The organism is Xanthobacter pollutisoli, assembly GCF_040044995.1.
In the GTDB taxonomy this organism is placed as follows: Bacteria; Pseudomonadota; Alphaproteobacteria; order Rhizobiales; family Xanthobacteraceae; genus Xanthobacter.
Window position 1 is genome coordinate 12,373 of record NZ_JBDZDP010000028.1, and the last position, 25,144, is coordinate 37,516.

The window sequence follows — 25,144 nt, forward strand, 5'->3', positions numbered from 1 at the left end:
CGCCGGAGGCGGCGAGCGCTTTGCAGCGGGGCGGAATTGCCCGCTGCGCGGAAGTCTTGCGCTCGGCACCGGATCGGCGCTCCGGCGATGCCGTCGCTTGTCCGGGGCGCGAGGGCGTCCATCAGCGCCCCTCCCGTGCCGCGAGGGCGCGCTCGGCGTCCACGATGTAGTCGCGGATCACCGGCACGTCGTCGCGCTTCTCGGAGAGGAGGAGCTGGAACACCATGTTGGAGCCGTGCAGGAAGCCCAGCTCGACGGCGGCGAGGTAGAATTCCCACATGCGGCCGAAGCGCTCGCCCATCATGGCGTCGGCTTCCGCGCGGCGGGCCATGAAGTTCCGCCGCCAGGCGCGGATGGTCCAGTAATAGTGCAGCCGCAGCACCTCGCAGTCGTCCACCCACAGATGCGTGCGCTCGGTGGAGGCGAACACTTCCGACAGCGCCGGCACATAGCCGCCGGGGAAGATGTACTTGCGGATGAAGGGCGCCGTGGTGCCGGGCGGCGACATGCGGCCGATGGCATGCACCAGCGCGAAGCCGCCGTCATCGAGCAGGTTGCGGATGGTGGTGAAGTAATCGTCGAAGTGGGAGACGCCCACATGCTCCATCATGCCGATGGAGACCACGCGGTCATACTTGCCGGTGAGGTTGCGGTAATCCACCTCGCGGAAGTCGATGCGGTCGATGACACCGGCCGCCTCGGCGAGGCGCCGGCTCTCGGCCAGCTGCTCCGGCGAGACGTTGATGGCGGTGACGTGCGCACCGCATTCCTTGGCCATGTAGATGGCGAGCCCGCCCCAGCCGGAGCCGATCTCCGCCACCCGCATGCCGGGGGCGATCTTCAGCTTCGCGGCGATGTGGCGGAACTTGTTGCGCTGGGCGTCGGCCAGCGGCTCGTCGGGGTGGGTGAAGTAGGCGCAGGAATAGGCCATGGTCTCGTCCAGCCACAGCCGGTAGAAGGCGGCCGGGTGGTCGTAATGGGAGGATACGTTCTCCTTCGCCTTGCCCACCGGGTTCGCCTGCTGGAACCGGCGGACCGAGCGCCATGCCTGCCTGAGCGCCTGCTGCACCGGGTGGGAGCCGAGGCCCTTGCGGTTCACTGAGAAGAGATTTAGCAGCTCGAACGCGCCGGCGCCGTCCTCGAAGGAGAGGCGGCCGTCCATATAGGCCTCGGCCGCCACCAATTCCGGATTGAAGAAGAGGTCCCGCTCCAGCTTCTTGTCATGCATCCGCACCGTCACGGATGGCCCATCCTGCCCCGAGCCGAACACGTGGCGCTGCCCGTCCACGGTGAGGACCGTGAGCTGGCCCTTCTCGACGAACCGGCTGAGGAGGTGGGAGAGGAGGCGCATTCAGAAGGCTCCGGCAGGCGCCCGCTCCCGCGTAAGCGGGACGGACAGGGAGGGTGCGAATGTGCCGGACATTTTCACATGACGAGGCGCGAGGCCACCCTCGTGCCCCGGCCGACTGAAGCGCAAGCGGAAGGAGAGCCGGGGCCCAGCGCAAAGGTACGCCGGAGGTGGCTCTTCTCCCGCCGATGCGGGAAACGGGCTGCTGCGCTGACTCTTCTCCTGGACCCCGGCTCCGCGCTCCGGCTGTGCCGTCGCTTGGCCGGGGGACGGGCGTCCGTTGGACACCCGCAGGGAGAGGCCTGCCGCTCCCATCACGCGAATTCCAGGATCACCGCATCCACGGCGAGGCTGTCGCCGGCCTTGGCGTGGACGGCCTTGATGGTGCCGTCGCGCTCGGCGCGCAGCACATTCTCCATCTTCATGGCTTCCACGATGGCGAGGATCTCGCCGTTCTTCACCTCCTGGCCGGGAGTCACGGCGATGGAGACCACGAGGCCCGGCATGGGGCAGAGCAATTCCTTGCCGCCGCCCGCATTCTCCTTCTTGGGCATGAGCGCTGCCAGCGCGGCCGACAGCTCGGTGTAGATCCGCGCCTTGGTGGAGATGCCGCGGTGGGCGAGCACATAGCCGTTGGGGATGGTGCGCACCTGCACCGCCACCTGGTCGGCGTCGATGGTGCCGGACCACACCACGTCGCCGGGCTTCCAGGTGGAGCGCAGGAGGTGGGTGTGGCCGGGCGTGCCGTCGGCGGCGAAGATCTGCACCTTGAAGCCGCCGTCCACCGTCTCCACCTCGCAGGCGGTGGAGATGGTTTCCTCGCCAGCGGAAAGCTGCACCATGCGGCGCTTGGCGATGGTCCAGGTGACGCCCGAGGTCTGGCCGGAGATCTTCCGCTTGCGGGTGTTCTGGATGTGGTCGATCACCGCGGCCACGGCGGAGAGGGTGTGGATGAGCTCGCCTTCCGGCGCGCGGGCATGGAAGCCCTCGGGATATTCCTCGGCGATGAAGCCGGTGGAGAGCCGCCCGTCCTGCCAGCGCTTGTGCGCCATCAGCGCCGAGAGGAAGGGGATGTTGTGGCCGATGCCGTCGATGGCGAAGGCGTCCAGGGCATCCGCCTGCGCCTCGATCGCCATGGCGCGGGTGGGGGCGTGGGTGACGAGCTTGGCGATCATGGGATCGTAGAAGATGGAGATCTCCCCGCCCTCATAGACGCCGGTGTCGTTGCGCACGGTGATGGGGCCGTCCTTGCCTTCCGCCGGGGGGCGGTAGCGCACGAGGCGCCCGGTGGAGGGCAGGAAGTTGCGGTAGGGGTCTTCCGCATAGATGCGGCTTTCCACCGCCCAGCCGGTGAGCTTCACGTCGTCCTGGGTGATGGTCAGCGGCTCGCCGGCGGCGACGCGGATCATCTGCTCCACGAGATCGATGCCGGTGATGAGCTCGGTGACGGGATGCTCCACCTGCAGGCGGGTGTTCATCTCCAGGAAGAAGAAGCTCTTGTCCTGGCCGGCGACGAACTCCACCGTGCCGGCGCTGTCGTAGCCCACGGCCTTGGCGAGGGCGACGGCCTGCTCGCCCATCTTCTTGCGGGTGGCTTCGTCCAGCAGCGGGGAGGGGGCTTCCTCGACGACCTTCTGGTTGCGGCGCTGGATGGAGCACTCGCGCTCGCCGAGATAGATGACGTTGCCGTGCTTGTCGCCCAGCACCTGGATCTCGATGTGGCGCGGATCGACGATGAACTTCTCCACAAACACGCGGTCATCGCCGAAGGAGGATTTCGCCTCCGAGCGTGCGCGGTCGAAGCCGTCCTGCACCTCGTCACGGGAATAGGCGATGCGCATGCCCTTGCCGCCGCCGCCGGCCGAGGCCTTGATCATCACCGGATAGCCGATCTCGTCGGCGATCTTGGCCGCCTCGGCGCCCGATGCGATCTCGCCGAGATAGCCGGGGACGGTGGAAACCTTGGCCGCGGCCGCCGCCTTCTTGGACTCGATCTTGTCGCCCATGGCCTCGATGGCATGGGGGTTCGGCCCGATGAAGACGATGCCGTGCTCGGCGAGGAGCTTCGGGAAGGACGCGCGTTCGGACAGGAAGCCGTAGCCGGGATGCACCGCCTCGGCCCCGGTGGCCTTGCAGGCCTCCACGATCTTCTCGGCGATGAGGTAGGACTGGGCGGCCTGCGGCGGGCCGATATGCACCGCCTCGTCCGCCATCTCCACATGGAGGGCGTCCTTGTCGGCGTCGGAATAGACGGCAACCGTCTTGATGCCCATCTTGCGCGCCGTCTTGATGACGCGGCAGGCTATCTCACCCCGGTTCGCGATCAGGATCTTCGAGAACATGGCGTTCGTTCCTTTGCGCCAGCGGCGCTGAATTCTTTGCGGTCCTCTCCGGGGCGTCCCCGCTTGCGGGAGACCGTGCCGGAGCGCAGCGGAGGCGGGTGAGGGGGCTGGCCGCAGTCCGGCGCGGCGCGATACCCCTCACCCCGGCCCTCTCCCGCGCGGGAGAGGGAGATCACCGAAATCCGGCCTCACACCGGCATGTTGTCGTGCTTGCGCGGGGGCTGCTCCAGCTTCTTGGTGCGCAGCATGGCGAGGGCGCGGGCGAGGCGGCGGCGGGTGGAGTGGGGCATGATGACCTCGTCCACATAGCCGCGCTCCGCCGCCACAAAGGGCGAGAGGAACCGCTCCTCGTAATTCTTGGTCTGCGCGGCGATCTTGTCCGGATCGCCCATGTCGGCGCGGAAGATGATCTCCACCGCGCCCTTGGCGCCCATCACCGCGATCTGCGCGGTGGGCCAGGCATAGTTCACGTCGGCGCCCACGTGCTTGGAGGCCATCACGTCATAGGCGCCGCCGAAGGCCTTGCGGGTGATGACGGTGACGAGCGGCACGGTGGCCTGGGAATAGGCGAACAGCAGCTTCGCGCCATGCTTGATGAGGCCGCCGTATTCCTGCGCCGTGCCGGGCAGGAAGCCGGGCACGTCCACGAAGGTGACGATGGGGATCTCGAAGGCGTCGCAGAAGCGCACGAACCGCGCCGCCTTGCGGGAGGCGTCGCTGTCGAGCACCCCTGCGAGCACCATGGGCTGGTTGGCGACGAAGCCGACCGTCCGCCCCTCGATCCGGCCGAAGCCGGTGACGATGTTCTTGGCGTAGGCCGCCTGGATCTCGAAGAAGTCGCCCTCGTCCACGACCTTCAGGATGAGTTCCTTGATGTCGTAAGGCTTGTTGGGATTGTCCGGGATGAGGGTGTCGAGGCTCTCGTCGAGCCGGCCGGGCTCGTCAAAGGACGGCCATTCGGGCACGCCCTCGGTGTTGTTGGCGGGCAGGAAGTCGATGAGCCGCCGGGTCTCCAGCAGCATCTCCACGTCGTTCTCGTAGGAGCCGTCCGCCACCGAGGACTTGGAGGTGTGCACCTTGGCGCCGCCCAGTTCCTCCGAGGTGACGGTCTCGTTGGTCACCGTCTTCACCACGTCCGGGCCGGTGACGAACATGTAGGAGGTGTCGCGCACCATGAAGATGAAGTCGGTCATGGCCGGCGAATAGACGTCGCCGCCCGCGCACGGACCCATGATGAGCGAAATCTGCGGGATGACGCCCGAGGCCACCACGTTGCGCTTGAACACCTCGCCGTAGCCGCCCAGCGCCGCGACGCCTTCCTGGATGCGCGCGCCGCCGGCGTCGAACAGGCCGATGATGGGCGCGCGGGTCTTGAGCGCCATGTCCTGGATCTTGGTGATCTTGCGGGCGTGCTCCTCGGAGAGGGAGCCCCCGAACACCGTGAAGTCCTTGGCGAAGACGAAGACCTTGCGGCCGTTGATGGTGCCCCAGCCGGTGACGACGCCGTCGCCGGGGACCTTCTGATCCTCCATGCCGAAATCGACGCAGCGGTGCTGCACGAAGGTGTCGTATTCCTCGAACGTGCCACGGTCGAGCAGCAGGTCGATGCGCTCGCGGGCGGTGAGCTTGCCCCGGGCGTGCTGCGCCTCGATGCGCCGAACGCCGCCGCCGAGGCGGGCGACGCCGCGCCGGCTCTCGAGTTCCTCGAGGATGTCCTTCATGCGAGCGCCCCCTCTTTCAAGGCCAGATTGTCCACCGACAGTAGCGGCGTGCCAACGGCGGCGGAAGCCTGAGCTTGAGCCGACCGGCGGCGGGTTCGGTCTGTCGGCTAACAGGAGTTGCAGGCGTTTGGAATATGTGAAAAATTCACGAAGCTAATTGTAAATTCTTAGCAATCGCGAAGTCGGGGGCATCCCATGCGCCAGAAGGTCTTTGCCGGCCATGCGGTCCGGCGCCTGCGGGAGAAGCTTGGCCTCAAGCAGAGCGAACTCGCGCAGCGCCTCGCCGTCTCACCGTCCTACATCAACCAGATCGAAAGCAACCAGCGACCGCTCACCGCCTCGGTTCTGATTGCCATCTCGCGCACCTTCGCGGTGGACATCACCTCCTTCGGTGCCGAGGACCTCGATCGGCTGGTTGCGGACCTGCGCGAGACCGCGGCGGATCCCCTGTTCAAGGACCTCGATCTCGGCCTCCAGGACGTGAAGGCGGTGGCCAATCTCTCCCCCGCCTTCGCCCACGCCTTCCTGCGCATGCATGTCGCCCTGCGGCGCTCGTCCGAATGGCGCGCCTCCCTCGACGACATGATCGCGGCGGGCGTTACGCCCGGCGCCGACGATGCGAAGCTCATCCCGTACGAGGAGGTGAGGGACTTTTTCCACTACATTGACAACTACGTGGATGCCCTTGATCGCGCAGCGGAAAATGCCGCCTCTTCACTCGGAATCTTAGACGGGGCCGATCCGGCTGCAACCATCGCAGCCCATCTTTTGCGCAACCATAACGTGCAGGTCGAGATCGGAGCTGCCGACCCGGACGCTCCCCTCTCCCGCTTCGAACCGCGGACGCGCCGCCTCGTACTGTCGGGGGTTCTGCCGCCCGCATCGCGCGCCTTCCGCATCGCCGTCACCATGGCCCAGCTGGAGCATGGGGCGCTGGTGGAGCAGACGGTCGCCTCCGGCGCCTTCCGCAGCCAGACCGCCAGCGAGATCTGTCGGCTCGCGCTGCAGAACTATTTCGCCGGGGCGCTGCTCCTCCCCTACCGGCGCTTCCTCGACATTGCCCGGCGGCTGCGACACGACCTGGACCGGCTGGTGCTGGAGACCGGCGCGAGCCTGGAGCAGGTGTGCCACCGTCTTTCGACCCTCCAGCGTCCGGGCGCCAAGGGGGTACCCTTCTACTTCGCCAAGGTCGACCGGGCGGGAAACATCACCAAGCGCCACTCGGCCACGCGCTTCCAGTTCGCCCGCCACGGCGGTGCCTGCGCCGCCTGGAATGTGCACGAGGCCTTCGAGATGGCCGGACGCACGCTGGTTCAGGTGGGGGAGATGCCGGACGGCGCCCGCTACATCTGCCTTGCCCGCGCGGTGACCAGCCCCTCCCTGCGCCACGGCCAGCCCTCCCGCGCTTTTGCATTCGGCCTCGGCTGCGAGGTCTCCTTCGCGCACGACATCGTCTATGCCGACGGGCTGGACCTGAAGGCCGCGCCCGTGGCGCGGCTGGGCGTCTCCTGCCGGATCTGCCCCCGGCGCGACTGCGACCTGCGCGCCTTCCCGCCGCTCGACAGGGACATCCGCATCGACGAGAACGTGCGCGATATCGTCCCCTTCACCATCTCCTGACGCAATTCGGCCCTTCTGCCGCTCGGGAAAGACCTTGCCAGCGCACATGAAACGCCACGAGGTAGGCGTTAGATTGGTGACATCGGCTCTTTGCGAGTCGTTTGGGAGTGATCCATGAGGGTGCTGCAACTGGCCGGCTGGGTAGCCGGTCTGGCCATGGCGGGGCTGGTTTCGGCGCAGGCCGCGCCATCCTTCTCCACGGCCAACGTGAACATTCGAACCGGCCCCGACACCGAGTTTCCCAGTCTCGGCGTCATCCCGGAAGGCTCACCGCTGGAAGTGGAAGGCTGCCTTGAGGACGAGTCCTGGTGCGACGTCATCTGGCAGGACTACCGCGGCTGGGTCTACAGCGAGTATCTGGGCTACGAGCAGCAGGGCCGCACCGCGGTGCTGCCCGATTGGGGCGTCGCCGCGCTGGGCGTGCCCGTGGTGGCATTCGCCGCTTCGCAATACTGGAATACCTACTACGTCAACCGGCCCATCTATGTGAACCAGCCCTGGTATGCGGATCGCTACCGGTGGGAAGCGTACGCGCCGCGGCCGCGTCCCGGCTGGCGTCCGCCGCCCCCCGGCCCGCGTCCGCCCGGCTGGTGGCGCACCGGCTACATGCCGCCTCCCGGCATGCAGCCGCCCCCGCCCACCCCGCGCGGCCCGCCCCCCGGCTGGGGCCGTCCCGGCTATCCTGGTTATCCGGGAGGTCCCGGCGGTCCTGGCCGCCCCGGTGGACCGGGCGGTCCTGGTGGTCCCGGCTATCCCGGCGGTCCGGGCGGTCCCGGCTATCCGGGTGGGCCCGGTGGACCCGGTGGTCCTGGCTATCCGGGCGGTCCCGGTGGTCCCGGCTATCCGGGCGGACCCGGTGGTCCCGGCCAGCCTGGTGGCCCGGGTGGGCCTGGAGCCGGCGGCCCCGGCCGTCCCGGGATGCCTCCCGGACAGCCCGGTGGTCCTGGTGGCCCTGGTGGCCCCGGCCGTCCTGGCCAGCCTGGCATGCCTCCCGGTCAGCCCGGTGGCCCCGGTGGCCCCGGTGGCCCTGGTGGTCCCGGTCGTCCCGGCCAGCCCGGCATGCCCCCTGGCCAACCGGGTGGTCCCGGTCAGCCGGGTGGACCCGGCGCCGGTGGTCCCGGCCGGCCCGGCATGCCTCCTGGCCAACCGGGTGGTCCCGGTCAGCCGGGTGGACCCGGCGCTGGTGGCCCCGGCCGTCCTGGTCAGCCTGGCATGCCTCCGGGACAGCCCGGCGGCCCCGGTCGCCCCGGGCAGCCCGGCGGTCCGGGCCAGCCGAACCGCCCTTCGCCACAGGAGCGTCAGCAGCAGCAGCTTGAGCAGCGTCAGCAGCAAATGCAGCAGCGCATGCAACAGCAGCAGCAGCGCCAGCAGGAGCAGTCGCAGCAGCGCCAGCAACAGCAGCAGCAGATGCGCCAACAGCAGGAGCAGGCCCGGCAACAGCAACAGCAGATGCGGCAGCAACAGCAGCAGCGTCAGCAGGAGATGCGGCAGCAACAGCAGCAGCGCCAGCAGGAAATGCAGCAGCAGCGTCAGCAGCGCCAGCAGCAGTTCCAGCAGGAGCGGCAGCAACAGCAGCAGCAATACAACCAGCAGCGCCAGCAACAGCAGCAGCGCCAACAGCAGCAGCCGCAGCAGCGGCCGCAAGGTGGCGGTGGTGGCGGGGGCGGGGGCCGATGCGTCGGCCCGGATTGCCCGCAACAGCGCTGACAAAATGGGGAGCCCGGCGGCAACGCCGGGCTCTCTCGCTTTCCGGCCCCGCCTTCGCGGGGCTTTCGCTTCGGCTCCGGTCCCCCTGCCGCCGCCTGGGCATCGACGGACGGCGCGCGGCGGGCTATGGGCAGACCTATGTCCGGTCCGCTCCCGCCCCCCGCCTTTCCGCCGCCGGTGCTGCGCTTCGCGCCTTCACCCACCGGCCTCATCCATGTGGGCAACGCCCGCACCGCACTGCTCAATGCGATGCTCGCGCGGCGGGCCGGCGGCACCTTCATCCTGCGCTTCGACGACACCGATGCCGCCCGCTCGCGCGCGGAATATGCCCGGGCCATCGCCGCGGACCTTGACTGGCTCGGCATCGCGCCTGACCACGTCGTGCGCCAATCCGACCGCCTTTCGACCTATGAGGCTGCGGCCGAGACGCTGCGCGCCTCAGGCCGCCTCTATCCCGCCTATGAGACCGAGGAGGAACTGGAGCTGAAGCGCCGGCTCCAGCGGGCCCGCGGTCTTCCCCCGGTCTACGACCGCTCGGCGCTCACACTCACGGCCGCCGATCGCGCGCGGCTGGAAGGGGAGGGCCGGCGTCCGCACTGGCGCTTCCGCCTCGACCATAGGCAGATCGCCTGGGACGATGCCGTCCGCGGCCCGCAGCAGGTGGATACGGCGAGCCTGTCCGATCCCGTGCTGGTGCGCGCCGACGGCAGTTTCCTCTACACATTGCCATCCGTGGTGGACGACATCGCCCTCGGGGTGACGATGGTGGTGCGCGGGGAGGACCACGTCACCAATACCGCGGTGCAGATCGAAATCATCGAGGCGCTGGGCGGCCGCGTGCCGGCCTTCGGCCATCACAATCTGCTGACCCTGCCATCCGGCGAGGGACTGTCCAAGCGCCTCGGTCACCTGTCGCTCGCCGCTTTGCGTGAAGCCGGCCAGGAGTCCCTGGCGGTGGCCGCCCTCGCGGTGCTGGTGGGGACCTCCCATGCGGTGGAAGCGGTGGAGAGCCTCGACGTGCTCGCGACCAAGGTCGAGCTGTCACACATTTCGCGCGCGCCGGCCCGCTTCGATCCGGCGGACCTCGATCCGCTCACCGCCCGCACCCTCCACCTGATGCCTTACGATGCGGCGGCGGAGCGGCTGGCGGCCGCTGGCGTTGGCGGCGGCGAGGCGTTCTGGATGGCGGTGCGGGGCAATCTCGCCCGCTTCGACGAGGCGGGCCAGTGGTGGGCGGTTGTCGCCGCGCCCATGGCCGGAACGGTCGCGGACGAGGATCGCGCCTTCCTCGCGGATGCAGCCGGGCTGCTGCCGGCCGAGCCATGGGGGCCCGCCACCTGGGCTGATTGGACCAAGGCGGTGAAGGCGGCGAGCGGCCGCTCGGGACGCGGTCTGTTCCATCCCCTGCGCCTCGCCCTGACCGGGCGCGAGCGCGGACCGGAACTGGCGGCCCTGCTGCCGATCATGGGGCGGCGGCGGGTTGAGGGGCGGCTGCGGGGCGGCGAGGCCTGAGCCTCGCGCGCCATCCGAGTTTTGCTTCAGTTCAGCGGGACGGTGACGAACTCCTGTCGGCCGTCGCCGTCGGACACGAGGAACAGGGCGGAGCGCTTACCCGCCTTGCGCAGGGCGTCGATCTGCTTCTCCACGTCGGCGGGGTTCGCCACGGCTTCCTGGCCCACCTGGACGATGACCTGGCCCGCCTTCAGTCCCTTGTCGGAGGCCGGGGAGGAGCGATCCACGTCGGTGATGACGACGCCCGAGATGTCGCTCTTGATCTTGTAGCGCTTGCGCAGATCGTCGCTCATGGACGACATCTCGATGCCGAGGGCCTTCTTAGGCGGCGACTTCTGCGCGTCGGGCGCGGGCTTGGCGCCTTCGGGCTTGTCGTCCTCCGGCATGCGGGCGACCTTCACCCGCAGGGTTTCTTCCTTGCCCTTGCGGATGACCACCACCTCCACCTCGCTGTCGGCCATGGTGTCCGCCACGGTGCGGGTGAGGTCGCGCACTTCCTTGATATCGCGGCCGTTGAACCTGACGATCACGTCGCCGGCCTTGATGCCGCCCTGACCGGCAGGGCTGTTCTCCGTGACCACGCCGATGAGCGCGCCGCGCGGGCGGCCGAGGCCGAGGCTCTCGGCGATGTCGTCGGTGACCGGCTGGATGCGCACCCCGATCCAGCCGCGGCGCACTTCCTTGAACTGCTCCAGCTGGGCCAGCACCGGCTGGGCTGTGGCGGACGGCACGGCGAAGCCGATGCCGATGGAGCCGCCCGAGGGAGAGATGATGGCGGTGTTGATGCCGATCACCTCGCCTTCCATGTTGAACAAGGGCCCACCGGAATTGCCGCGGTTGATGGCGGCGTCGGTCTGGATGAAGTTGTCGTAGGGGCCTGAATTGATGTCGCGGTTGCGGGCCGAGACGACGCCGACGGTAAGGGTGCCGCCGAGGCCGAACGGGTTGCCGATCGCCATCACCCAGTCGCCCACCCGAAGCTTTTCGGAATCTCCAAACTTCACGAAAGTCAAAGGCTTGTCCGGCTTTACCTTGAGCAAGGCGAGGTCGGTCTTGGTGTCGCGGCCGATCAATTCGGCCTTGAGTTTCGAGCCGTCGTTGAAATTGGCGAAGATCTCGTCGGCGTCGGCGATCACGTGGTTGTTGGTGACGATGTAGCCGTCCGGCGCGATGACGAAGCCGGAGCCCAGGGAGGACACCCGGCGCGAGCGCTGCTCGGTGCCATCCTCCTGGCGGCGCTTGAAGAATTCGTCGAAGAAGTCCTCGAACGGCGAGCCCGGCGGCAGCTGCGGCGTGGGCACCGAGCGGGACGGCGCGACGTTCTGCGACGTGGAGATGTTCACCACCGCATCCATCACCTTTTCGGCGACGTCCGCCACGGTGTCAGGTCCCTTGCCGGGTGCTGCCAGCAGGGGTGCCGGTCCGAACGCGCCGAGGGCGACGGCAGCCGCGACGGCGAGCGCGGGAAGGGAGAGGCGGAAGCGAGGGGAAGGAAGCGGGTGGGGCATGGCTCTCCTCGATGTCGTCCGGCGAGGCTGCGCCGGCCGTCGGCCGCGCGCAAGCCCTGATCGGCTCACGATCCGGCGTGGCTGCGGCCGCTGCAATCGGTGCGGGCGCTTTGCGGCCAAAACACGACCGCCGTGCCGGCGCCGGGGGAGGCGCCGGCACCCGCCGGTCAGAAGGTGCGGACGAGGAAGACCACCAGCACGCCCAGCGCGCCGACCACGAGGCCGACGATGCGCATGGGCGTCTCGGGGGCGTGGAGCACCGCCCGCATGGCCTTGCGCCACGCCACCGGGAAGGCGGCGAGGCACAGGCCCTCGATGGCCAGCATGAGACCGAGCGCGGCCAGAAGGTCCTTCATGCGCGCCCGGCCGCGCTCAGTTGGCGGCCGCCGGAGCCGCCGCCGGGGCAGCCGGCACCGCCGGCGCCGGCGTGCCGGAGCTGACGCCGGCGGGGTTCTGGAAGAAGCGGAAGAAGTTGGAATCCGGCGCCAGCAGCATGCGGGTGTCGGACGACTTCATGCTCGCCTCGTAGGCCTGCATGGAACGGTAGAAGGCGAAGAAGTCCGGATCGCGCTGGAAGGCGTTGGCGAAGATGGCGTTGCGCTCCGCATCGCCCTCGCCGCGCAGCTGCTCGCCCTTGGAATTGGCCTCCGCCACCACGATGGCCGCCTCGCGGTCGGCACGGGCGCGCAGGCGCTGGGCGGCCTCGTTGCCCTGGGCACGGATTTCGGCCGCCTCGCGCTGGCGTTCCGTCTGCATGCGCTGGAACACTGCCTGGCTGTTGGCCTCCGGCAGGTCGGCGCGGCGGATGCGCACATCCACCACGGTGATGCCGAAATTCGCCGCCTCGCGGTTCACCTGCTCGCTGATCTGGCGCATCAGCCCCTCGCGCTGGTCGCGCACGACGCTGATGAAGGTGTTCTCGCCCAGCACCCGGCGCAGGGCCGAGTTGAGCACCGTGGACAGACGCGAGTTGGCGCCCTGCACCGTGCCCACCGACTGGTAGAAGCGCAGCGGATTGGTGATGCGGTAGCGCGCGAAGGCGTCCACCACCAGCCGCTTCTGGTCGGAGGCGATCACCTCCTGCGAGGGGTTTTCCAGATCGAGGATGCGGTTGTCGATATAGACCACGCTGTCGATGAACGGCACCTTCCAGTGCAGCCCGGGCGTGGTGACGGGCGCCAGCGGGTCGCCGAGGCGCAGCACCAGCGCCTGCTGGGTCTGGTTGACGATGTAGGCCGACGAATAGATGACGACGAGGAGGATGACGCCGAGAACGGCGAGCGCCCCGCCGAGGACCGGATTTCTCATCGGGCGGCTCCCTGGGGCTGGGTGGTGGTGGGGGCCGGGGTTCGGCGCAGGCTGTCGGCAAGGGGCAGGACCGGCACGATGCCGCTACTGCCCTGACGGCCGGTGGAGGGATCCACCAGCACCTTGTCCACGCCGCCGAGCACGCGCTCCATGGTTTCGAGATACATGCGCTGGCGCGTCACGTCCTTGGCCTTCTGGTATTCGTCGAACACCTTGAGGAAGCGGGCGGCCTGGCCGCGGGCTTCCACCACGGTGCGCTCGCGATAGGCCTGGGCGGAGTTCTCGATGCGCGAGGCCTCGCCGCGCGCCTCGGGCAGCACCCGGTTGGCGTAGGTCTGGGCCTCGTTCTGCGAGCGCTCGGCGTCGGCGCGGGCAGCCTGCACGTCGCGGAAGGCGTCGATCACCTGGCTCGGCGGATCCACCTTCTGCAGCTGCACCTGGGTGATCTGGACGCCGGCCTTGTAGCTGTTGAGCACCGACTGCATCAGCTCCTGCACGCCGGTCTCGATGTGCTGGCGGGCGCCGGTGAGGATGGGCTGGATGTTGGTGCGGCCGATGACCTCGCGCATGGCGCTCTCGGCGACCGCCTTGATGGTGCCCTCGGGGTTCTGGACGTTGAAGAGATATTCCTCGGCGTTGTTGATGACCCAGAACACCGAGACGTCCACGTCCACGATGTTCTCGTCGCCGGTGAGCATCAGGCTTTCCTCGGCCACGTCGCGCATCACCGAGGTGTTGCGGCGCGTGTCCTCGCCCACCCGCATGCCGATATCGATGCGGTTGACGAAGGTGACCTTGGGGGTCAGCACGGTCTCGATGGGGTAGGGCCAGTGATAATTGAGGCCGGGTTGGGTGATGCCCACGAACTTGCCGAAACGCAGGACGACGCCCTGCTCGTCCGGCAGCACGCGGTAGAAGCCGGAGAGGAACCAGCCGGCGACGACGAGGGCGATCAGCAGGATCACGCCCTTCGTCCCGAGCGAGCCCGGCATCATGGTGCGCAGGCGGTCCTGGCTGCGGCGAATGAGATCTTCGAGGTCTGGCGGCGTCGGTCCCGATGAAGAGGGTCCCGAACCCCAGGGACCCCGCGGCCCGCTACCCCATGGGCCGCCACTCTGATTCTTCCACGACATCCGTCGTCTCCCGTGGGGGGTGCCGCGCCGGCACCCGCGTCGCTGCGAGCCTTCCACCGGTGCCGTTGCGGACTTCCGCACAGGAACCGGTCCGCCAGATCAAGCCGTAAGGCGGACCTGCCCGGTCACCGACCGTCGGCTGGCGCCTTGCGCCAGCGTCTCGGCCCGCGTTGCCGGGCAGGTGGTTATAGGAAACCGCGCACCGCCTTTCAACGCGGCGCGCGGTCAGCCGTGTCGCAGATAAGGTCGAGCCGTGCTTTACGCAACGGGAGGGCTCGCCACCGGCATGCGATCGCCGGGCGCCTGCGCGCGGGCGAGGGAGGCTGCGCCTCGATAGTGATCGAGCACGAACAGCCGGATCGCAGACGACAGGTTGCCCTGGGTCCGGCCGGAATCGATGGTCGCGACCAGGTCGGACAGTGTGAGACGACGCCCGCCGGCGATCTCCTTGAGCGCCTCCCAGAAGGCGTCCTCAAGGCTCACGCTCGTCTTGTGGCCGGCAATGACGATGGATCTCTTAACCACGGGGCTTTTCATGTTCATCCCTCTCGGTCAGGGCATGGCCCTCCAGGTGACGCTGCTGCCGCTCAAGCTCGTCCGCCTGCCGATCGCGCTCAGCTTTGGTCCGACCGAATCGCGCTCGGTTCTCGCCAGCTGTCGCCTCTGCCGCTCGACGGGCCCGCGCCTTGCGCGCCCGATGAAGATTGACCACGTCGCCCAACGCTAACCTCACCTTGCCTCCGGCTTCCTCCGCTCCGGGGGCGAGTGATTTTTTTACGGCCGGCGCACCGCGCCAGACCACCCGTGTCCAGCGAGACGATGTTACCGCGCCAGACAGGGTCAAGATATGGCTAAATTCAAAGGACCTTACATCCACGGGGTACCACTCTAGAATTATATTAGAGTGGAACCCGCACTCCCCGATCCCGCCGCGCCTGTGCTAAGAGCCGCCCGCCCGCGCGTCACCAGGAGAGGCCCATCATGAGCACCCGCACCGAGACCGACACATTCGGTCCCATCGAAGTCGCATCCGATCGTTATTGGGGGGCGCAGGCTCAGCGCTCGCTCGGCAACTTTAAGATCGGCTGGGAAAAGCAGCCCCTGCCGGTGGTGCGCGCGCTCGGAATCGTGAAGCGCGCCGCGGCGGAGGTGAACCGCGACCTCGGCCGTCTGGACCCCAGCCTAGCCGACGCCATCGTCGCCGCCGCGCAGGAAGTCATCGACGGCAAGCTCGATGCGCATTTCCCGCTCGCCGTCTGGCAGACCGGCTCCGGCACCCAGTCCAACATGAACGCCAACGAGGTGATCTCGAACCGCGCCATCGAGATGCTCGGCGGGGAGATGGGCTCCAAGAAGCCCGTGCATCCCAACGATCACGTCAACATGAGCCAGTCGTCCAACGACACCTATCCCACCGCCATGCACATCGCCTGCGCGGAGGAGATCGTCCACCGCCTGCTACCGGCGCTGAAGCACCTGCACGGCGCGCTCGCCGCCAAGTCGGCCGAGTGGAAGGACATCATCAAGATCGGCCGCACCCACACCCAGGATGCCACCCCGCTCACCCTCGGCCAGGAATTCTCCGGCTATGCGCAGCAGGTGGAGAACGGCATCAAGCGCATCGAGGTCACGCTGCCGTCGCTGATGGAGCTGGCGCAGGGCGGCACCGCGGTGGGCACCGGCCTCAACGCCCCGGTGGGCTTCGCCGAGCAGGTGGCGGCCAAGATCGCCGCCATCACCGGCCTTGCCTTCACCTCGGCGCCCAACAAGTTTGAGGCGCTCGCCGCCCATGACGCCATGGTGTTCTCACACAGCGCCATCAATACGGTGGCGGCTTCGCTGTTCAAGATCGCCAACGACATCCGCCTGCTCGGCTCCGGCCCGCGCTCCGGCCTCGGTGAATTGTCGCTGCCCGAGAACGAGCCCGGCTCCTCCATCATGCCGGGCAAGGTGAACCCCACCCAGTGCGAGGCACTGACCCAGGTCTGCGTGCAGATCTTCGGCAACAATGCCGCGCTCACCTTCGCCGGCAGCCAGGGCCATTTCGAGCTCAACGTCTACAATCCGGTGATGGCCTACAACTTCCTCCAGTCGGTGCGGCTGATGGCGGATGCCGCCATTTCCTTCACCGACAATTGCGTCGTCGGCATCGAGGCCCGCGAGGAGAACATCAAGGCGGCGCTGGAGCGCTCGCTGATGCTTGTCACCGCCCTTGCGCCCAAGATCGGCTACGACAACGCCGCCAAGATCGCCAAGACCGCGCACAAGAAGGGCACCACCCTGCGCGACGAGGCGGTGGGCGGCGGCTACGTCACCAACGAGGAGTTCGACGCCATCGTCCGTCCCGAGAAGATGATCTCGCCCGGCTGATCGTGACGGCTCCGGTCCACGTCGTTCGGCGGCGCCCGCGAGGGTTGCCGCCGTTCGCGTTTTCGGGCCAGCTCCTGCCTTCGCTCTAGACCGCCGAGGACCAAGGCATGCCCGAGTTCAGGGAGATCGACATCGACGTGCTCCACCCGACCCAGCTCACCCTGGGCCTGGCGGAGGTGACGCGGCGGGCGGGCATCATGCGCACCCTGTCGCGCGGCGAGCTGCGGGATCTGCTGGAGGACAAGGCCGTGCCCTATGTGGTCGGCCCCAAGCGCCGGCTCTACATCGTCGATCACCACCATCTGTGCCGGGCGCTGCTCACCATCGGCCACGGCACGGTGCTGCTCGGCGAGGCCCGGGCCGACTGGTCGAGCCTTCCTCTGAAGGACTTTTGGCACCGCATGGAGACCGAGGGCCTGTGCTGGCCCATCGACGTGGACGGCAACCGTCGGCCATGCGTGAAGATCCCCGACCACATCGGCCAGCTCACCGACAATCCCTGGCGCACCCTGGCGCGCGGTGTGCGTGGCAAGGCCTATTCCAACGAGGACACGCCGTTCCAGGAGTTCATGTGGGGGAATTACTACCGCTCCTTCATGACCACGCGTCTTCTGGAGGCCGATATCGATCTCGCTGAGAAGACGGCGGTAAAGCTGTCCCGGCTCGACGAGGCGCAGGATCTTCCGGGCTATCTCGGCAGTTGATGCACCGTGCTATAAGCGCGAGCCCGGCCGGAAAGGCCGCGACAGGAGGGGCCTTGATGACCATCGCAACCACCGCATTGCGCGACCTTTCGCGCCTGCGCGCGCCGCTGTTCGCCATGCTGGCCGCCCTCATGCTGGCTGGCTGCGGCGTCAATGTCATTCCCACCGAGGAAGAGCGCGCCAAGGCGGCCTGGAGCGAGGTGATGAACCAGTATCAGCGCCGCTCCGACCTCATTCCCAACCTCGTGGAGACGGTGAAGGGCTATGCCGCCCAGGAGAAGGACGTTTTGACCTCGGTCATCGAAGCCCGCGCCAAGGCCACCTCCATCAAGGTGGACGCCTCCACCGTGACCGACCCGGCACAGTTCAAGCAGTTCCAGGATGCGCAGGCGGGCCTGTCGTCCGCCCTCGGGCGGCTGATCGCGGTGTCCGAGGCCTATCCCGACCTCAAGTCCAACCAGAACTTCCTCGCCCTGCAATCGCAGATCGAGGGCACCGAGAACCGCATCGCGGTCGCGCGGCGCGACTATATCGAGGCGGTCCGGGTCTATAACACCGAGCTGAAGACCTTCCCCGGCGCCCTGTGGGCGGCGACCCTCTACCGCGGCTACAAGCCCATGGAGACCTTCACCATCTCCGAGCAGCAAATGCAGGTGCCGAAGGTGAAGTTCAACTGAGGAGACCGCCGTGCGGCCGAGCTTCCCGCGCTGCGCGCCTCGCGCGTTCGGCCTCTTCCTCGCGGCCGCGCTCCTGTGCGCGCTGGCGGGCGTGGCCCGCGCGGAGCTGACATTCCCGCCCCTGACCGGGCGGGTCGTGGACGCCGCCCACGTCCTCGATCCCGCGACCCTCGCCGCGCTCGACGCCAAGCTCGCGACGCAGGAGGCCAAGGTCACCGACCAGGTGGTCGTCGCCACGGTCCCCTCGCTGCAGGGCACCTCGGTGGAGGATTATGCCAACCGTCTGTTCCGCGCCTGGCAGATCGGCCAGGCGAAGAAGAACAACGGCGTCCTGTTCCTGGTGGCGCCCGGCGAGCGCAAGGTGCGCATCGAGGTGGGCTATGGCCTTGAGGGCGTCCTCACCGATGCGGTGGCCTCCACCATCATCCGCAACGCCGTCGTGCCCGCCTTCAAGGCCGGCGACATGGCGGCGGGGATCGTGAAGGGCACCGACGCCATACTGGAGATCCTCAACCTCGACCCCGAAGAGGCGCGGGCCCGCGCCAAGCGGCTTGAACAGCCCTCGGGCATGAGCGAGGACGAGGTGGACAACCTCATCTTCCTCGCCGTGATGATTCTGTTCTGGGCCTTCATCATCTGGCGCGTGACCCGCGGCCGCGGCGGGCCCGGCGGCGGTGTGGCGGCGCGCCGGCGCGGCGGAACCTGGGTTGGCGGCCCGGTGACCTGGGATTGGGGCACCGGCAGAGGCGGGGGCGGCGGCTGGTCCGGTGGGGGAGGCGGCGGCGGCTGGTCGGGCGGTGGCGGATCCTCCGGCGGCGGCGGCGCCTCGGGCAGCTGGTAGCCATGGAAGCCGAGCAGGTCTCCATGGGCGAGGCCCTGGTGATCGGCTTGTTCCTTGCCGTGGCCGTCCTTGTGGTTCTGTCGACGGTTTGCAAATTGCTGCTGGTGGTGGGATGGGTGCCGAAGGCGCGCCGCAGCCGCCTGCGCCGGGCCATCGAATTCATCGCGCGCGCCGCGGGCAACGTGCGGGTCACCAGCGGCGGGCGCAGCCGCAGCGGCGGCCCGGAGCAGAAAAGCGGCGGGGGCACGTCGGGGGGCGGGGGAGCATCGGGAGACTTTTCGTGACGGAGCAGTCTGCGACGATTACCACCGCGGAGGCGGCGGGCCGCTATGGCCTGCCCCCGGCGGCGCTCCAGCGCATCGCCGAGGCGGTGACGCTGGCGGAGGCCAAGACGTCGGCGGAGATACGCGTGGTGGTGACGCGGGCGCCGCTGGTGCAGCATCCGTTCTTCTCCATCCTGTGGGCCTCGCTGGCGGCGCTGGTGCTGCCGTGGGTCATCGTGCTCGCCTGGCCCATGCCGGCACTCTCCGCATTGGCGCTGCAGGCCATGATGTTCGTGATCCTTGCCGCCGCGCTGATGATGCCTGGCGTTGCGGAGAAGGTGGTGCCGCGCCTCGCGCTCAAGGCGGCCGCGCGCTCGGCCGCCATCGAAACCTTCCTCAGCTATGGCATTCCCCAGGCCGCCGGGCGGACCGGCGTCCTCATCTTCGCCGCGGCCCGCGAACACCTCATCGAGGTGGTGGCCGATGAAGGAGCCCACGGCCCCCTCGGCGCGGAAGCCTGGCGCGACATCTGCGAGACGGTTGCGGCCCGCGCCCGCCAGGGCAGCCTGCCCGACGGCCTGGTGGCCGGCGTGGAGAAAGCCGGCGACCTTCTCTCAGGGCCGCTCCCCCGCAGCCCGGAGCACATCAACGAGATGCCGAACCACGTTGTCCTGCTGTGACTTCAGCCGACGGAAACGGTGGTCAGCGAACATCTCAAGAGTGCATATCTGTACAATACAACTAAATAGTGTATCCCTACTCGGCCCGTCGTGCGGAAGCGCACGCGGGGCAGGGGAGGGGGAAGCATGGATCAAGTCACCATCAGTCCGGTGGATGCCACCGGCAAGAGCTACCGGATTGTTCTGGAGAAGACCGGGCCAGACCAGGGGTTCATTCGGATCGGAGTGGTCGGCGCGCCGAGCGTGACTGTCATCAAGCTCTATGACCTGCGCGCCCGGAACGCCCACGAGGTGGTCTGCCGTGGTGACGTCTTCGGCCCTGACCCGATCATTGCCTGCCGCCTCGTTGCCGAGCAGGACGACCGGACCCTGCAGGTGGAGATCCGTGGCAGCCTGTTCGGCTCCTACGACGGCCTTCACACCTATCGGGTGACGAAAGCGGAATTCGACCACACCGAGGATTTCCTCCAACGGGCGGCTTTCCCCTCGGTTTGAGGGCTGAGCCCGTCGGTCGGACCGGGCCCGCGCCCCGCCGCGGGCCCGGTCCGACGCGCTCGAGCGCGATCCGATCAAGTTGAATCAACTTGATCGGTAAATCGCCCTCTTTCTCTGAGAAAGAGAGCGCGTGATCCGATCTGATTGCGATGAATCAGATCGGCGCGTGCTCTAGCCGAAGGTCTGGTCCTCGAAGCGAATCCTGCGCGCCCCAACGCCTTTCCATCGGCCGCGCCGCAGCATAGATTGCGCGCCCGAGCCTTCGGGGCTCATCCAAGGCAAAGGGCTTCCTCTCATGACCAAACCCGCCGTTCGCGTCGCAGTCACGGGCGCCGCCGGTCAGATTTGCTATTCTCTCCTTTTCCGCATCGCCAACGGCGACATGTTCGGCAAGGACCAGCCGGTCATCCTCCAGCTCCTCGACCTGCCCCAGGCACAGAACGCCGTGAAGGGCGTCGTGATGGAGATCGAGGATTGCGCATTCCCGAATTTCGCGGGCGTGGTCATCACCGACGATCCCAAGGTGGCCTTTAAGGACATCGACGCCGCCGTTCTGGTGGGCGCCCGTCCCCGGTCCAAGGGCATGGAGCGCGCCGACCTGCTGTCGGCCAATGCCGAGATCTTCAAGGTGCAGGGCCGGGCCCTCAACGAGGTGGCCAAGCGCGACGTGAAGGTGCTGGTGGTGGGCAACCCGGCCAACACCAATGCCTACATCACCGCCAAGAGCGCCCCGGACCTTCCGGCCAAGAACATCACCGCCATGCTCCGCCTCGACCACAACCGCGCCCTGTCGCAGTTCGCCGCCAAGGCCGGCGTCGAGAGCAAGGACATCGAGAAGGTCGCGGTGTGGGGCAACCACTCGCCCACCATGTATGCGGACTACCGATTCGCCACGGTGAACGGCAAGCCGCTGCCTGAGCTCGTCAACGACGAGACCTGGTATCGCGAAACCCTGCTGCCGACGGTGGGCAAGCGTGGTGCCGCCATCATCGAGGCCCGCGGCCTCTCCTCCGCCGCCTCGGCCGCCAATGCCGCCGTGGACCACATGCACGACTGGATCCACGGCACCGACGGCAAGTGGGTCTCCATGGGCGTCGCCTCGGACGGCTCCTACGGCGTGCCGGAAGGCATCGTCTTCGGCATGCCCGCCGTCTGCACCGCCGGCGCCTACGAGGTGGTCCAGGGCCTTCCCATGGACGACTTCTCCAAGACCATGTTCGACAAGACCCTCAAGGAACTGCTGGAAGAGCGCGACGGCGTCGCCGCCCTTCTGGGTTGAGGCTGCTCACGCATACGTGCCCCTTCCGGCCCGCCGGAGGGGGCTTTTCTTTGCCTCGAACGGCTCCAAGGCTTGACGTGGCGCGACTCTGAAGCTAGAAGCGGCCCACTTCGCGGCAGGCGGTCGGCGTCTGAGCGATCGGTTCTCTGTTCCCCGGTGCAGACTTTGCCCGGAAAGAGACGATCCCAAGAGCCGAAACGCTGCCAGGAACAGCACTGCGATAACTTCAGGTGCATGATCGCAGCGCCGTCCCGACCGGGTTCGCCCGCCGGGGATACGCGCGCTGTGATCCTCTGTCGCGAGAAAGGCGTGTCTGCCCCGTCGAGGCGGTGGACGGCGCCTTTCGTGTTCGTTGGTGCGAATGGAATTTCGGCCCTTCGGGGCCAGTCGTGGCGGCCCAAAAGGGTCGTTGAACCAAGAATGCGGCCAAGGCCGCAGATCAGGACGAGGCGAAGGCATACATGCCGACGATCAACCAGCTGATCCGTAAGCCGCGCGAAGCGCAGAAGGCGCGGGACAAGGCGCCGGCGCTCCAGTCGAGCCCGCAGAAGCGCGGTGTTTGCACGCGCGTCTACACCACCACCCCGAAGAAGCCGAACTCGGCTCTCCGCAAGGTGGCCAAGGTGCGGCTCACCAACAGCTACGAAGTGATCGGCTACATCCCCGGCGAAGGTCACAACCTTCAGGAGCACTCCGTGGTGATGATCCGCGGCGGCCGCGTGAAGGACCTTCCCGGCGTGCGCTACCACATCCTGCGCGGCGTGCTGGATACCCAGGGCGTGAAGAACCGCAAGCAGCGCCGTTCGAAGTACGGCGCCAAGCGTCCCAAGTGATCCGGCTGAAGTGAGGAACTGAACGATGTCCCGTCGTCACAAGGCCGAGCGCCGCGAGGTCATCCCGGACGCCAAGTACGGCTCGACCACCCTGTCGCGCTTCATGAATTCCGTCATGCGCGACGGCAAGAAGTCGGTGGCCGAAAACATCGTGTACGGCGCCCTCGACGTGGTCGAGGTCAAGGCCAAGCACGATCCGGTTGAAGTGTTCATCCAGGCGCTCGAGAACGTGGCGCCGGCGGTGGAGGTTCGCTCCCGCCGCGTCGGCGGCGCGACCTACCAGGTCCCCGTCGAGGTGCGCAACGAGCGCCGCCAGACCCTGGCCATCCGCTGGCTCATCGCCTCGGCCCGGGCCCGCAATGAGAAGACCATGGTGGAGCGGCTCTCCGCCGAGCTGCTCGACGCCGCGAACAACCGCGGTGCCGCCGTCAAGAAACGCGAAGATACGCACCGTATGGCGGAAGCCAACCGTGCCTTCTCGCATTACCGCTGGTGATCGGAGAGGACGACTTCCATGCCCCGTACTCACGCGATCGAGGACTACCGCAACTTCGGCATCATGGCGCACATCGATGCCGGCAAGACCACGACCACGGAGCGGATCCTCTATTACACCGGCAAGAGCCACAAGATCGGTGAAGTCCATGATGGCGCCGCCACCATGGATTGGATGACCCAGGAGCAGGAGCGCGGCATCACCATCACGTCGGCCGCGACGACTGCGTTCTGGTCGGGCAAGCGCCTGAACATCATCGACACCCCCGGCCACGTGGACTTCACCATCGAGGTGGAGCGCTCGCTCCGCGTGCTCGACGGCGCGGTGTGCGTGCTCGACGGCAACCAGGGCGTGGAGCCGCAGACCGAGACGGTGTGGCGCCAGGCCGACAAGTACAACGTGCCCCGCATCGTGTTCGTCAACAAGATGGACAAGATCGGTGCCGACTTCTACCGCTGCGTCGAGATGATCGTGGACCGCGTCGCCGGCAATCCGGTGTGCTGCCAGCTCCCGATCGGCTCCGAGAACAACTTCAAGGGCATCATCGACCTCGTCCGCATGAAGGCGGTCGTGTGGGAGGATGAGGCCCTCGGCGCGAAGTACCATGACGAGGAGATCCCCGCGGATCTCGCCGACAAGGCCGCCGAATATCGCAACAAGCTGGTGGAAGCCGCCGTCGAGCTCGACGACGACGCCATGACCGCCTACCTCGATGGCACCGAGCCGGACGAGGCGACCCTCAAGTCGCTCATCCGCAAGGCCGTCATCGGCCGCAAGTTCAACCCCGTGTTCTGCGGCTCGGCCTTCAAGAACAAGGGCGTGCAGCCCCTGCTCGACGCGGTGGTGGACTATCTGCCGTCCCCCATCGATCGCGGCGCCATCAAGGGCATCGACTTCAAGACCGAGGAAGACACCGACCGCAAGCCGGCCGACGGCGAGCCCCTGTCCGTCCTCGCGTTCAAGATCATGGACGATCCCTTCGTCGGCACCATCACCTTCTGCCGCGTCTATTCGGGCGTGATGGAAACCGGCATGGGCCTGCTCAACTCCACCCGTGACAAGCGCGAGCGCGTCGGGCGGATGCTGCTGATGCACGCCAACAACCGGGAAGACATCAAGGAAGCCTATGCGGGCGACATCGTCGCGCTCGCCGGCCTCAAGGACGTGCGCACGGGTGACACCCTCTGCGATCCCGCCAAGGCGGTGATCCTGGAGAAGATGGAATTCCCCGAGCCGGTCATCGAGATCGCCATCGAGCCCAAGTCCAAGGCCGACCAGGAGAAGCTGGGCATCGCCCTCTCCAAGCTCGCCGCCGAGGACCCGTCCTTCCGCGTGTCCACCGATTTCGAGAGCGGCCAGACCATCCTGAAGGGGATGGGCGAGCTTCACCTCGACATCAAGGTCGACATCCTGAAGCGCACCTACAAGGTCGACGCGAACATCGGCGCCCCGCAGGTGGCCTACCGCGAGACCCTGACCAAGAAGACCGAGGTGGACTACACCCACAAGAAGCAGACCGGCGGTACCGGCCAGTTCGCGCGGGTGAAGTTCACGGTGGAGCCGAACGAGGCTGGCAAGGGCTTCGCCTTCGAGAGCGCCATCGTCGGCGGCGCGGTGCCGAAGGAGTACATCCCGGGCGTCCAGAAGGGCCTCGAGAGCGTGCTCGGCGCCGGCGTGCTGGCGGGCTTCCCTGTGGTGGACGTCAAGGTGACCCTCACCGACGGCGCCTTCCACGAAGTGGACTCCTCGGCGCTGGCGTTCGAAATCGCCTCCCGCGCGGCGTTCCGCGAGGCCCTGCAGAAGGGCTCCTCGGTGCTGCTCGAGCCGATCATGAAGGTCGAGGTGGTGACGCCGGAGGACTACACCGGCTCCGTCATCGGCGACCTCAACTCCCGCCGTGGCCAGATCCAGGGCCAGGACATGCGCGGAAACGCCAACGTCATCAACGCGATGGTGCCGCTCGCCAACATGTTCGGCTACGTCAACACGCTGCGGTCCTTCAGCCAGGGCCGCGCCACCTTCACCATGCAGTTCGACCACTACGAGCAGGTGCCGTCGAACGTCGCCCAGGAGGTCCAGGCCAAGTACGCGTGACGCCTCCCGCGTCCGCCGCGTCGGCCTGAGCCGCCACAGAAGTTTCGCCCTTTCGGTTCCGCCAGAGAGACCCAACGGAGAGTCCCATGGCCAAAGAGAAGTTCAACCGCTCGAAGCCGCACTGCAACATCGGCACGATCGGTCACGTTGACCACGGCAAGACGTCGCTGACGGCTGCGATCACGAAGGTGCTTGCGGAGTCGGGTGGCGCGA

General features: G+C 67.7%; 24 protein-coding genes. 15 read left to right on the forward strand and 9 right to left on the reverse strand.

Going from position 1 to position 25,144, the window contains the following annotated elements; genetic code table 11:
- Positions 1 to 121 precede the first annotated feature (121 nt).
- From ABLE93_RS24545 to ABLE93_RS24555, 3 genes are all read right to left on the reverse strand, one after another.
- A complete protein-coding gene (locus tag ABLE93_RS24545; protein ID WP_348842327.1) occupies positions 122 to 1,351 on the reverse strand; it encodes a class I SAM-dependent methyltransferase in 1,230 nt (409 codons plus the stop codon).
- A 311-nt stretch (positions 1,352 to 1,662) separates the two neighbouring features.
- A complete protein-coding gene (locus ABLE93_RS24550) occupies positions 1,663 to 3,690 on the reverse strand; it encodes an acetyl-CoA carboxylase biotin carboxylase subunit (protein ID WP_348842328.1) in 2,028 nt (675 codons plus the stop codon).
- Positions 3,691 to 3,878: 188 nt separating this feature from the next.
- Positions 3,879 to 5,411 carry an acyl-CoA carboxylase subunit beta gene (locus tag ABLE93_RS24555; RefSeq protein WP_348842329.1) on the reverse strand — a complete coding sequence of 511 codons (1,533 nt, stop codon included), beginning with the start codon at positions 5,409 to 5,411 and terminating at the stop codon, positions 3,879 to 3,881.
- A gap of 195 nt (positions 5,412 to 5,606) precedes the next feature.
- Between ABLE93_RS24555 and ABLE93_RS24560 the strand changes: the two genes are divergently transcribed.
- The 3 genes from ABLE93_RS24560 (at position 5,607) to ABLE93_RS24570 (ending at position 10,250) form a co-directional block, all read left to right on the forward strand.
- Positions 5,607 to 7,031: a helix-turn-helix domain-containing protein gene (locus ABLE93_RS24560; RefSeq protein WP_348842330.1), complete on the forward strand. Its 1,425-nt coding sequence runs from the start codon at positions 5,607 to 5,609 to the stop codon at positions 7,029 to 7,031.
- Between the two features lie 156 nt (positions 7,032 to 7,187).
- Complete coding sequence (locus ABLE93_RS27090; protein ID WP_510183079.1) at positions 7,188 to 8,738, forward strand: SH3 domain-containing protein; 1,551 nt, start codon at positions 7,188 to 7,190, stop codon at positions 8,736 to 8,738.
- A 138-nt stretch (positions 8,739 to 8,876) separates the two neighbouring features.
- Positions 8,877 to 10,250, forward strand: coding sequence for a glutamate--tRNA ligase (locus ABLE93_RS24570; RefSeq protein WP_348842332.1), 1,374 nt, complete (start codon positions 8,877 to 8,879; stop codon positions 10,248 to 10,250).
- A 26-nt stretch (positions 10,251 to 10,276) separates the two neighbouring features.
- Here the strand turns inward: ABLE93_RS24570 and ABLE93_RS24575 are convergent, their stop codons facing one another.
- The 6 genes from ABLE93_RS24575 to ABLE93_RS24600 all read right to left on the reverse strand — a co-directional run bounded on the left by ABLE93_RS24575 (position 10,277) and on the right by ABLE93_RS24600 (position 15,076).
- Positions 10,277 to 11,758, reverse strand: a complete 1,482-nt coding sequence (locus tag ABLE93_RS24575) for a DegQ family serine endoprotease (RefSeq protein WP_348842333.1) — start codon at positions 11,756 to 11,758, stop codon at positions 10,277 to 10,279.
- 167 nt (positions 11,759 to 11,925) lie between these two features.
- Positions 11,926 to 12,114 (reverse strand): DUF2065 family protein, encoded by a 189-nt coding sequence (locus ABLE93_RS24580; RefSeq protein WP_348842334.1) that lies wholly within the window; start codon positions 12,112 to 12,114, stop codon positions 11,926 to 11,928.
- A 16-nt stretch (positions 12,115 to 12,130) separates the two neighbouring features.
- Entirely contained in the window at positions 12,131 to 13,066 is a 936-nt protein-coding gene (hflC, locus tag ABLE93_RS24585; protein ID WP_348842335.1) for a protease modulator HflC, read from the reverse strand.
- Positions 13,063 to 14,199: an FtsH protease activity modulator HflK gene (hflK, locus tag ABLE93_RS24590; RefSeq protein ID WP_348842336.1), complete on the reverse strand. Its 1,137-nt coding sequence runs from the start codon at positions 14,197 to 14,199 to the stop codon at positions 13,063 to 13,065. The genes hflC and hflK overlap by 4 nt, the downstream gene beginning before the upstream one ends.
- A gap of 258 nt (positions 14,200 to 14,457) precedes the next feature.
- On the reverse strand, positions 14,458 to 14,736 hold the full coding sequence (locus ABLE93_RS24595; RefSeq protein ID WP_348842337.1) for a ribbon-helix-helix domain-containing protein: 279 nt from the start codon (positions 14,734 to 14,736) through the stop codon (positions 14,458 to 14,460).
- Positions 14,717 to 15,076, reverse strand: coding sequence for a DUF4169 family protein (locus tag ABLE93_RS24600; protein ID WP_348842338.1), 360 nt, complete (start codon positions 15,074 to 15,076; stop codon positions 14,717 to 14,719). Before ABLE93_RS24600 ends, ABLE93_RS24595 begins: the two co-directional genes overlap by 20 nt.
- Before the next feature lie 104 nt (positions 15,077 to 15,180).
- On the opposite strand from ABLE93_RS24600, the gene fumC reads away from it, so the two are divergent.
- From fumC to ABLE93_RS24660, 12 genes are all read left to right on the forward strand, one after another.
- The gene (gene fumC / locus ABLE93_RS24605) at positions 15,181 to 16,569 is read left to right on the forward strand and encodes a class II fumarate hydratase (protein ID WP_348842339.1); all 1,389 of its coding nucleotides are present in this window, start codon (positions 15,181 to 15,183) and stop codon (positions 16,567 to 16,569) included.
- A gap of 107 nt (positions 16,570 to 16,676) precedes the next feature.
- A complete protein-coding gene (locus ABLE93_RS24610; RefSeq protein WP_348842340.1) occupies positions 16,677 to 17,273 on the forward strand; it encodes a ParB-like protein in 597 nt (198 codons plus the stop codon).
- 56 nt (positions 17,274 to 17,329) lie between these two features.
- Positions 17,330 to 17,950, forward strand: coding sequence for a LemA family protein (locus tag ABLE93_RS24615; protein ID WP_348842341.1), 621 nt, complete (start codon positions 17,330 to 17,332; stop codon positions 17,948 to 17,950).
- A 10-nt stretch (positions 17,951 to 17,960) separates the two neighbouring features.
- Positions 17,961 to 18,791, forward strand: a complete 831-nt coding sequence (locus ABLE93_RS24620; protein ID WP_348842342.1) for a TPM domain-containing protein — start codon at positions 17,961 to 17,963, stop codon at positions 18,789 to 18,791.
- 2 nt (positions 18,792 to 18,793) lie between these two features.
- Complete coding sequence (locus tag ABLE93_RS24625; RefSeq protein WP_348842343.1) at positions 18,794 to 19,075, forward strand: hypothetical protein; 282 nt, start codon at positions 18,794 to 18,796, stop codon at positions 19,073 to 19,075.
- Positions 19,072 to 19,734, forward strand: a complete 663-nt coding sequence (locus ABLE93_RS24630; protein ID WP_348842344.1) for a TPM domain-containing protein — start codon at positions 19,072 to 19,074, stop codon at positions 19,732 to 19,734. Before ABLE93_RS24625 ends, ABLE93_RS24630 begins: the two co-directional genes overlap by 4 nt.
- Positions 19,735 to 19,860: 126 nt before the next feature.
- On the forward strand, positions 19,861 to 20,229 hold the full coding sequence (locus ABLE93_RS24635) for a hypothetical protein (RefSeq protein WP_348842345.1): 369 nt from the start codon (positions 19,861 to 19,863) through the stop codon (positions 20,227 to 20,229).
- A 295-nt stretch (positions 20,230 to 20,524) separates the two neighbouring features.
- Positions 20,525 to 21,508, forward strand: coding sequence for a malate dehydrogenase (locus ABLE93_RS24640; protein WP_348842346.1), 984 nt, complete (start codon positions 20,525 to 20,527; stop codon positions 21,506 to 21,508).
- Positions 21,509 to 21,969: 461 nt separating this feature from the next.
- On the forward strand, positions 21,970 to 22,341 hold the full coding sequence (gene rpsL, locus ABLE93_RS24645; RefSeq protein ID WP_012171083.1) for a 30S ribosomal protein S12: 372 nt from the start codon (positions 21,970 to 21,972) through the stop codon (positions 22,339 to 22,341).
- A gap of 25 nt (positions 22,342 to 22,366) precedes the next feature.
- Entirely contained in the window at positions 22,367 to 22,837 is a 471-nt protein-coding gene (gene rpsG / locus ABLE93_RS24650; RefSeq protein ID WP_348842347.1) for a 30S ribosomal protein S7, read from the forward strand.
- Positions 22,838 to 22,855: 18 nt separating this feature from the next.
- Positions 22,856 to 24,931, forward strand: a complete 2,076-nt coding sequence (gene fusA / locus ABLE93_RS24655) for an elongation factor G (protein ID WP_348842348.1) — start codon at positions 22,856 to 22,858, stop codon at positions 24,929 to 24,931.
- 86 nt (positions 24,932 to 25,017) lie between these two features.
- A partial coding sequence (locus ABLE93_RS24660) for a GTP-binding protein (RefSeq protein ID WP_250152467.1) occupies positions 25,018 to 25,144 on the forward strand: 127 nt, incomplete at its 3' end.

Excerpts from the sequence above, each read along its gene's own strand:
- hflC (WP_348842335.1), bottom strand. The coding sequence starts at position 13,066 with ATGAGAAATCCGGTCCTCGGCGGGGCGCTCGCCGTTCTCGGCGTCATC.
- ABLE93_RS24625 (WP_348842343.1), top strand. The coding sequence starts at position 18,794 with ATGGAAGCCGAGCAGGTCTCCATGGGCGAGGCCCTGGTGATCGGCTTG.
- ABLE93_RS24560 (WP_348842330.1), top strand. The coding sequence starts at position 5,607 with ATGCGCCAGAAGGTCTTTGCCGGCCATGCGGTCCGGCGCCTGCGGGAG.
- fusA (WP_348842348.1), top strand. The coding sequence starts at position 22,856 with ATGCCCCGTACTCACGCGATCGAGGACTACCGCAACTTCGGCATCATG.
- ABLE93_RS24555 (WP_348842329.1), bottom strand. The coding sequence starts at position 5,411 with ATGAAGGACATCCTCGAGGAACTCGAGAGCCGGCGCGGCGTCGCCCGC.
- hflK (WP_348842336.1), bottom strand. The coding sequence starts at position 14,199 with ATGTCGTGGAAGAATCAGAGTGGCGGCCCATGGGGTAGCGGGCCGCGG.
- ABLE93_RS24550 (WP_348842328.1), bottom strand. The coding sequence starts at position 3,690 with ATGTTCTCGAAGATCCTGATCGCGAACCGGGGTGAGATAGCCTGCCGC.
- ABLE93_RS24580 (WP_348842334.1), bottom strand. The coding sequence starts at position 12,114 with ATGAAGGACCTTCTGGCCGCGCTCGGTCTCATGCTGGCCATCGAGGGC.
- ABLE93_RS24610 (WP_348842340.1), top strand. The coding sequence starts at position 16,677 with ATGCCCGAGTTCAGGGAGATCGACATCGACGTGCTCCACCCGACCCAG.
- ABLE93_RS24595 (WP_348842337.1), bottom strand. The coding sequence starts at position 14,736 with ATGAAAAGCCCCGTGGTTAAGAGATCCATCGTCATTGCCGGCCACAAG.
- ABLE93_RS24635 (WP_348842345.1), top strand. The coding sequence starts at position 19,861 with ATGGATCAAGTCACCATCAGTCCGGTGGATGCCACCGGCAAGAGCTAC.
- ABLE93_RS24640 (WP_348842346.1), top strand. The coding sequence starts at position 20,525 with ATGACCAAACCCGCCGTTCGCGTCGCAGTCACGGGCGCCGCCGGTCAG.
- ABLE93_RS27090 (WP_510183079.1), top strand. The coding sequence starts at position 7,188 with ATGGCGGGGCTGGTTTCGGCGCAGGCCGCGCCATCCTTCTCCACGGCC.
- ABLE93_RS24545 (WP_348842327.1), bottom strand. The coding sequence starts at position 1,351 with ATGCGCCTCCTCTCCCACCTCCTCAGCCGGTTCGTCGAGAAGGGCCAG.
- rpsG (WP_348842347.1), top strand. The coding sequence starts at position 22,367 with ATGTCCCGTCGTCACAAGGCCGAGCGCCGCGAGGTCATCCCGGACGCC.
- fumC (WP_348842339.1), top strand. The coding sequence starts at position 15,181 with ATGAGCACCCGCACCGAGACCGACACATTCGGTCCCATCGAAGTCGCA.
- ABLE93_RS24570 (WP_348842332.1), top strand. The coding sequence starts at position 8,877 with ATGTCCGGTCCGCTCCCGCCCCCCGCCTTTCCGCCGCCGGTGCTGCGC.
- rpsL (WP_012171083.1), top strand. The coding sequence starts at position 21,970 with ATGCCGACGATCAACCAGCTGATCCGTAAGCCGCGCGAAGCGCAGAAG.
- ABLE93_RS24615 (WP_348842341.1), top strand. The coding sequence starts at position 17,330 with ATGACCATCGCAACCACCGCATTGCGCGACCTTTCGCGCCTGCGCGCG.
- ABLE93_RS24575 (WP_348842333.1), bottom strand. The coding sequence starts at position 11,758 with ATGCCCCACCCGCTTCCTTCCCCTCGCTTCCGCCTCTCCCTTCCCGCG.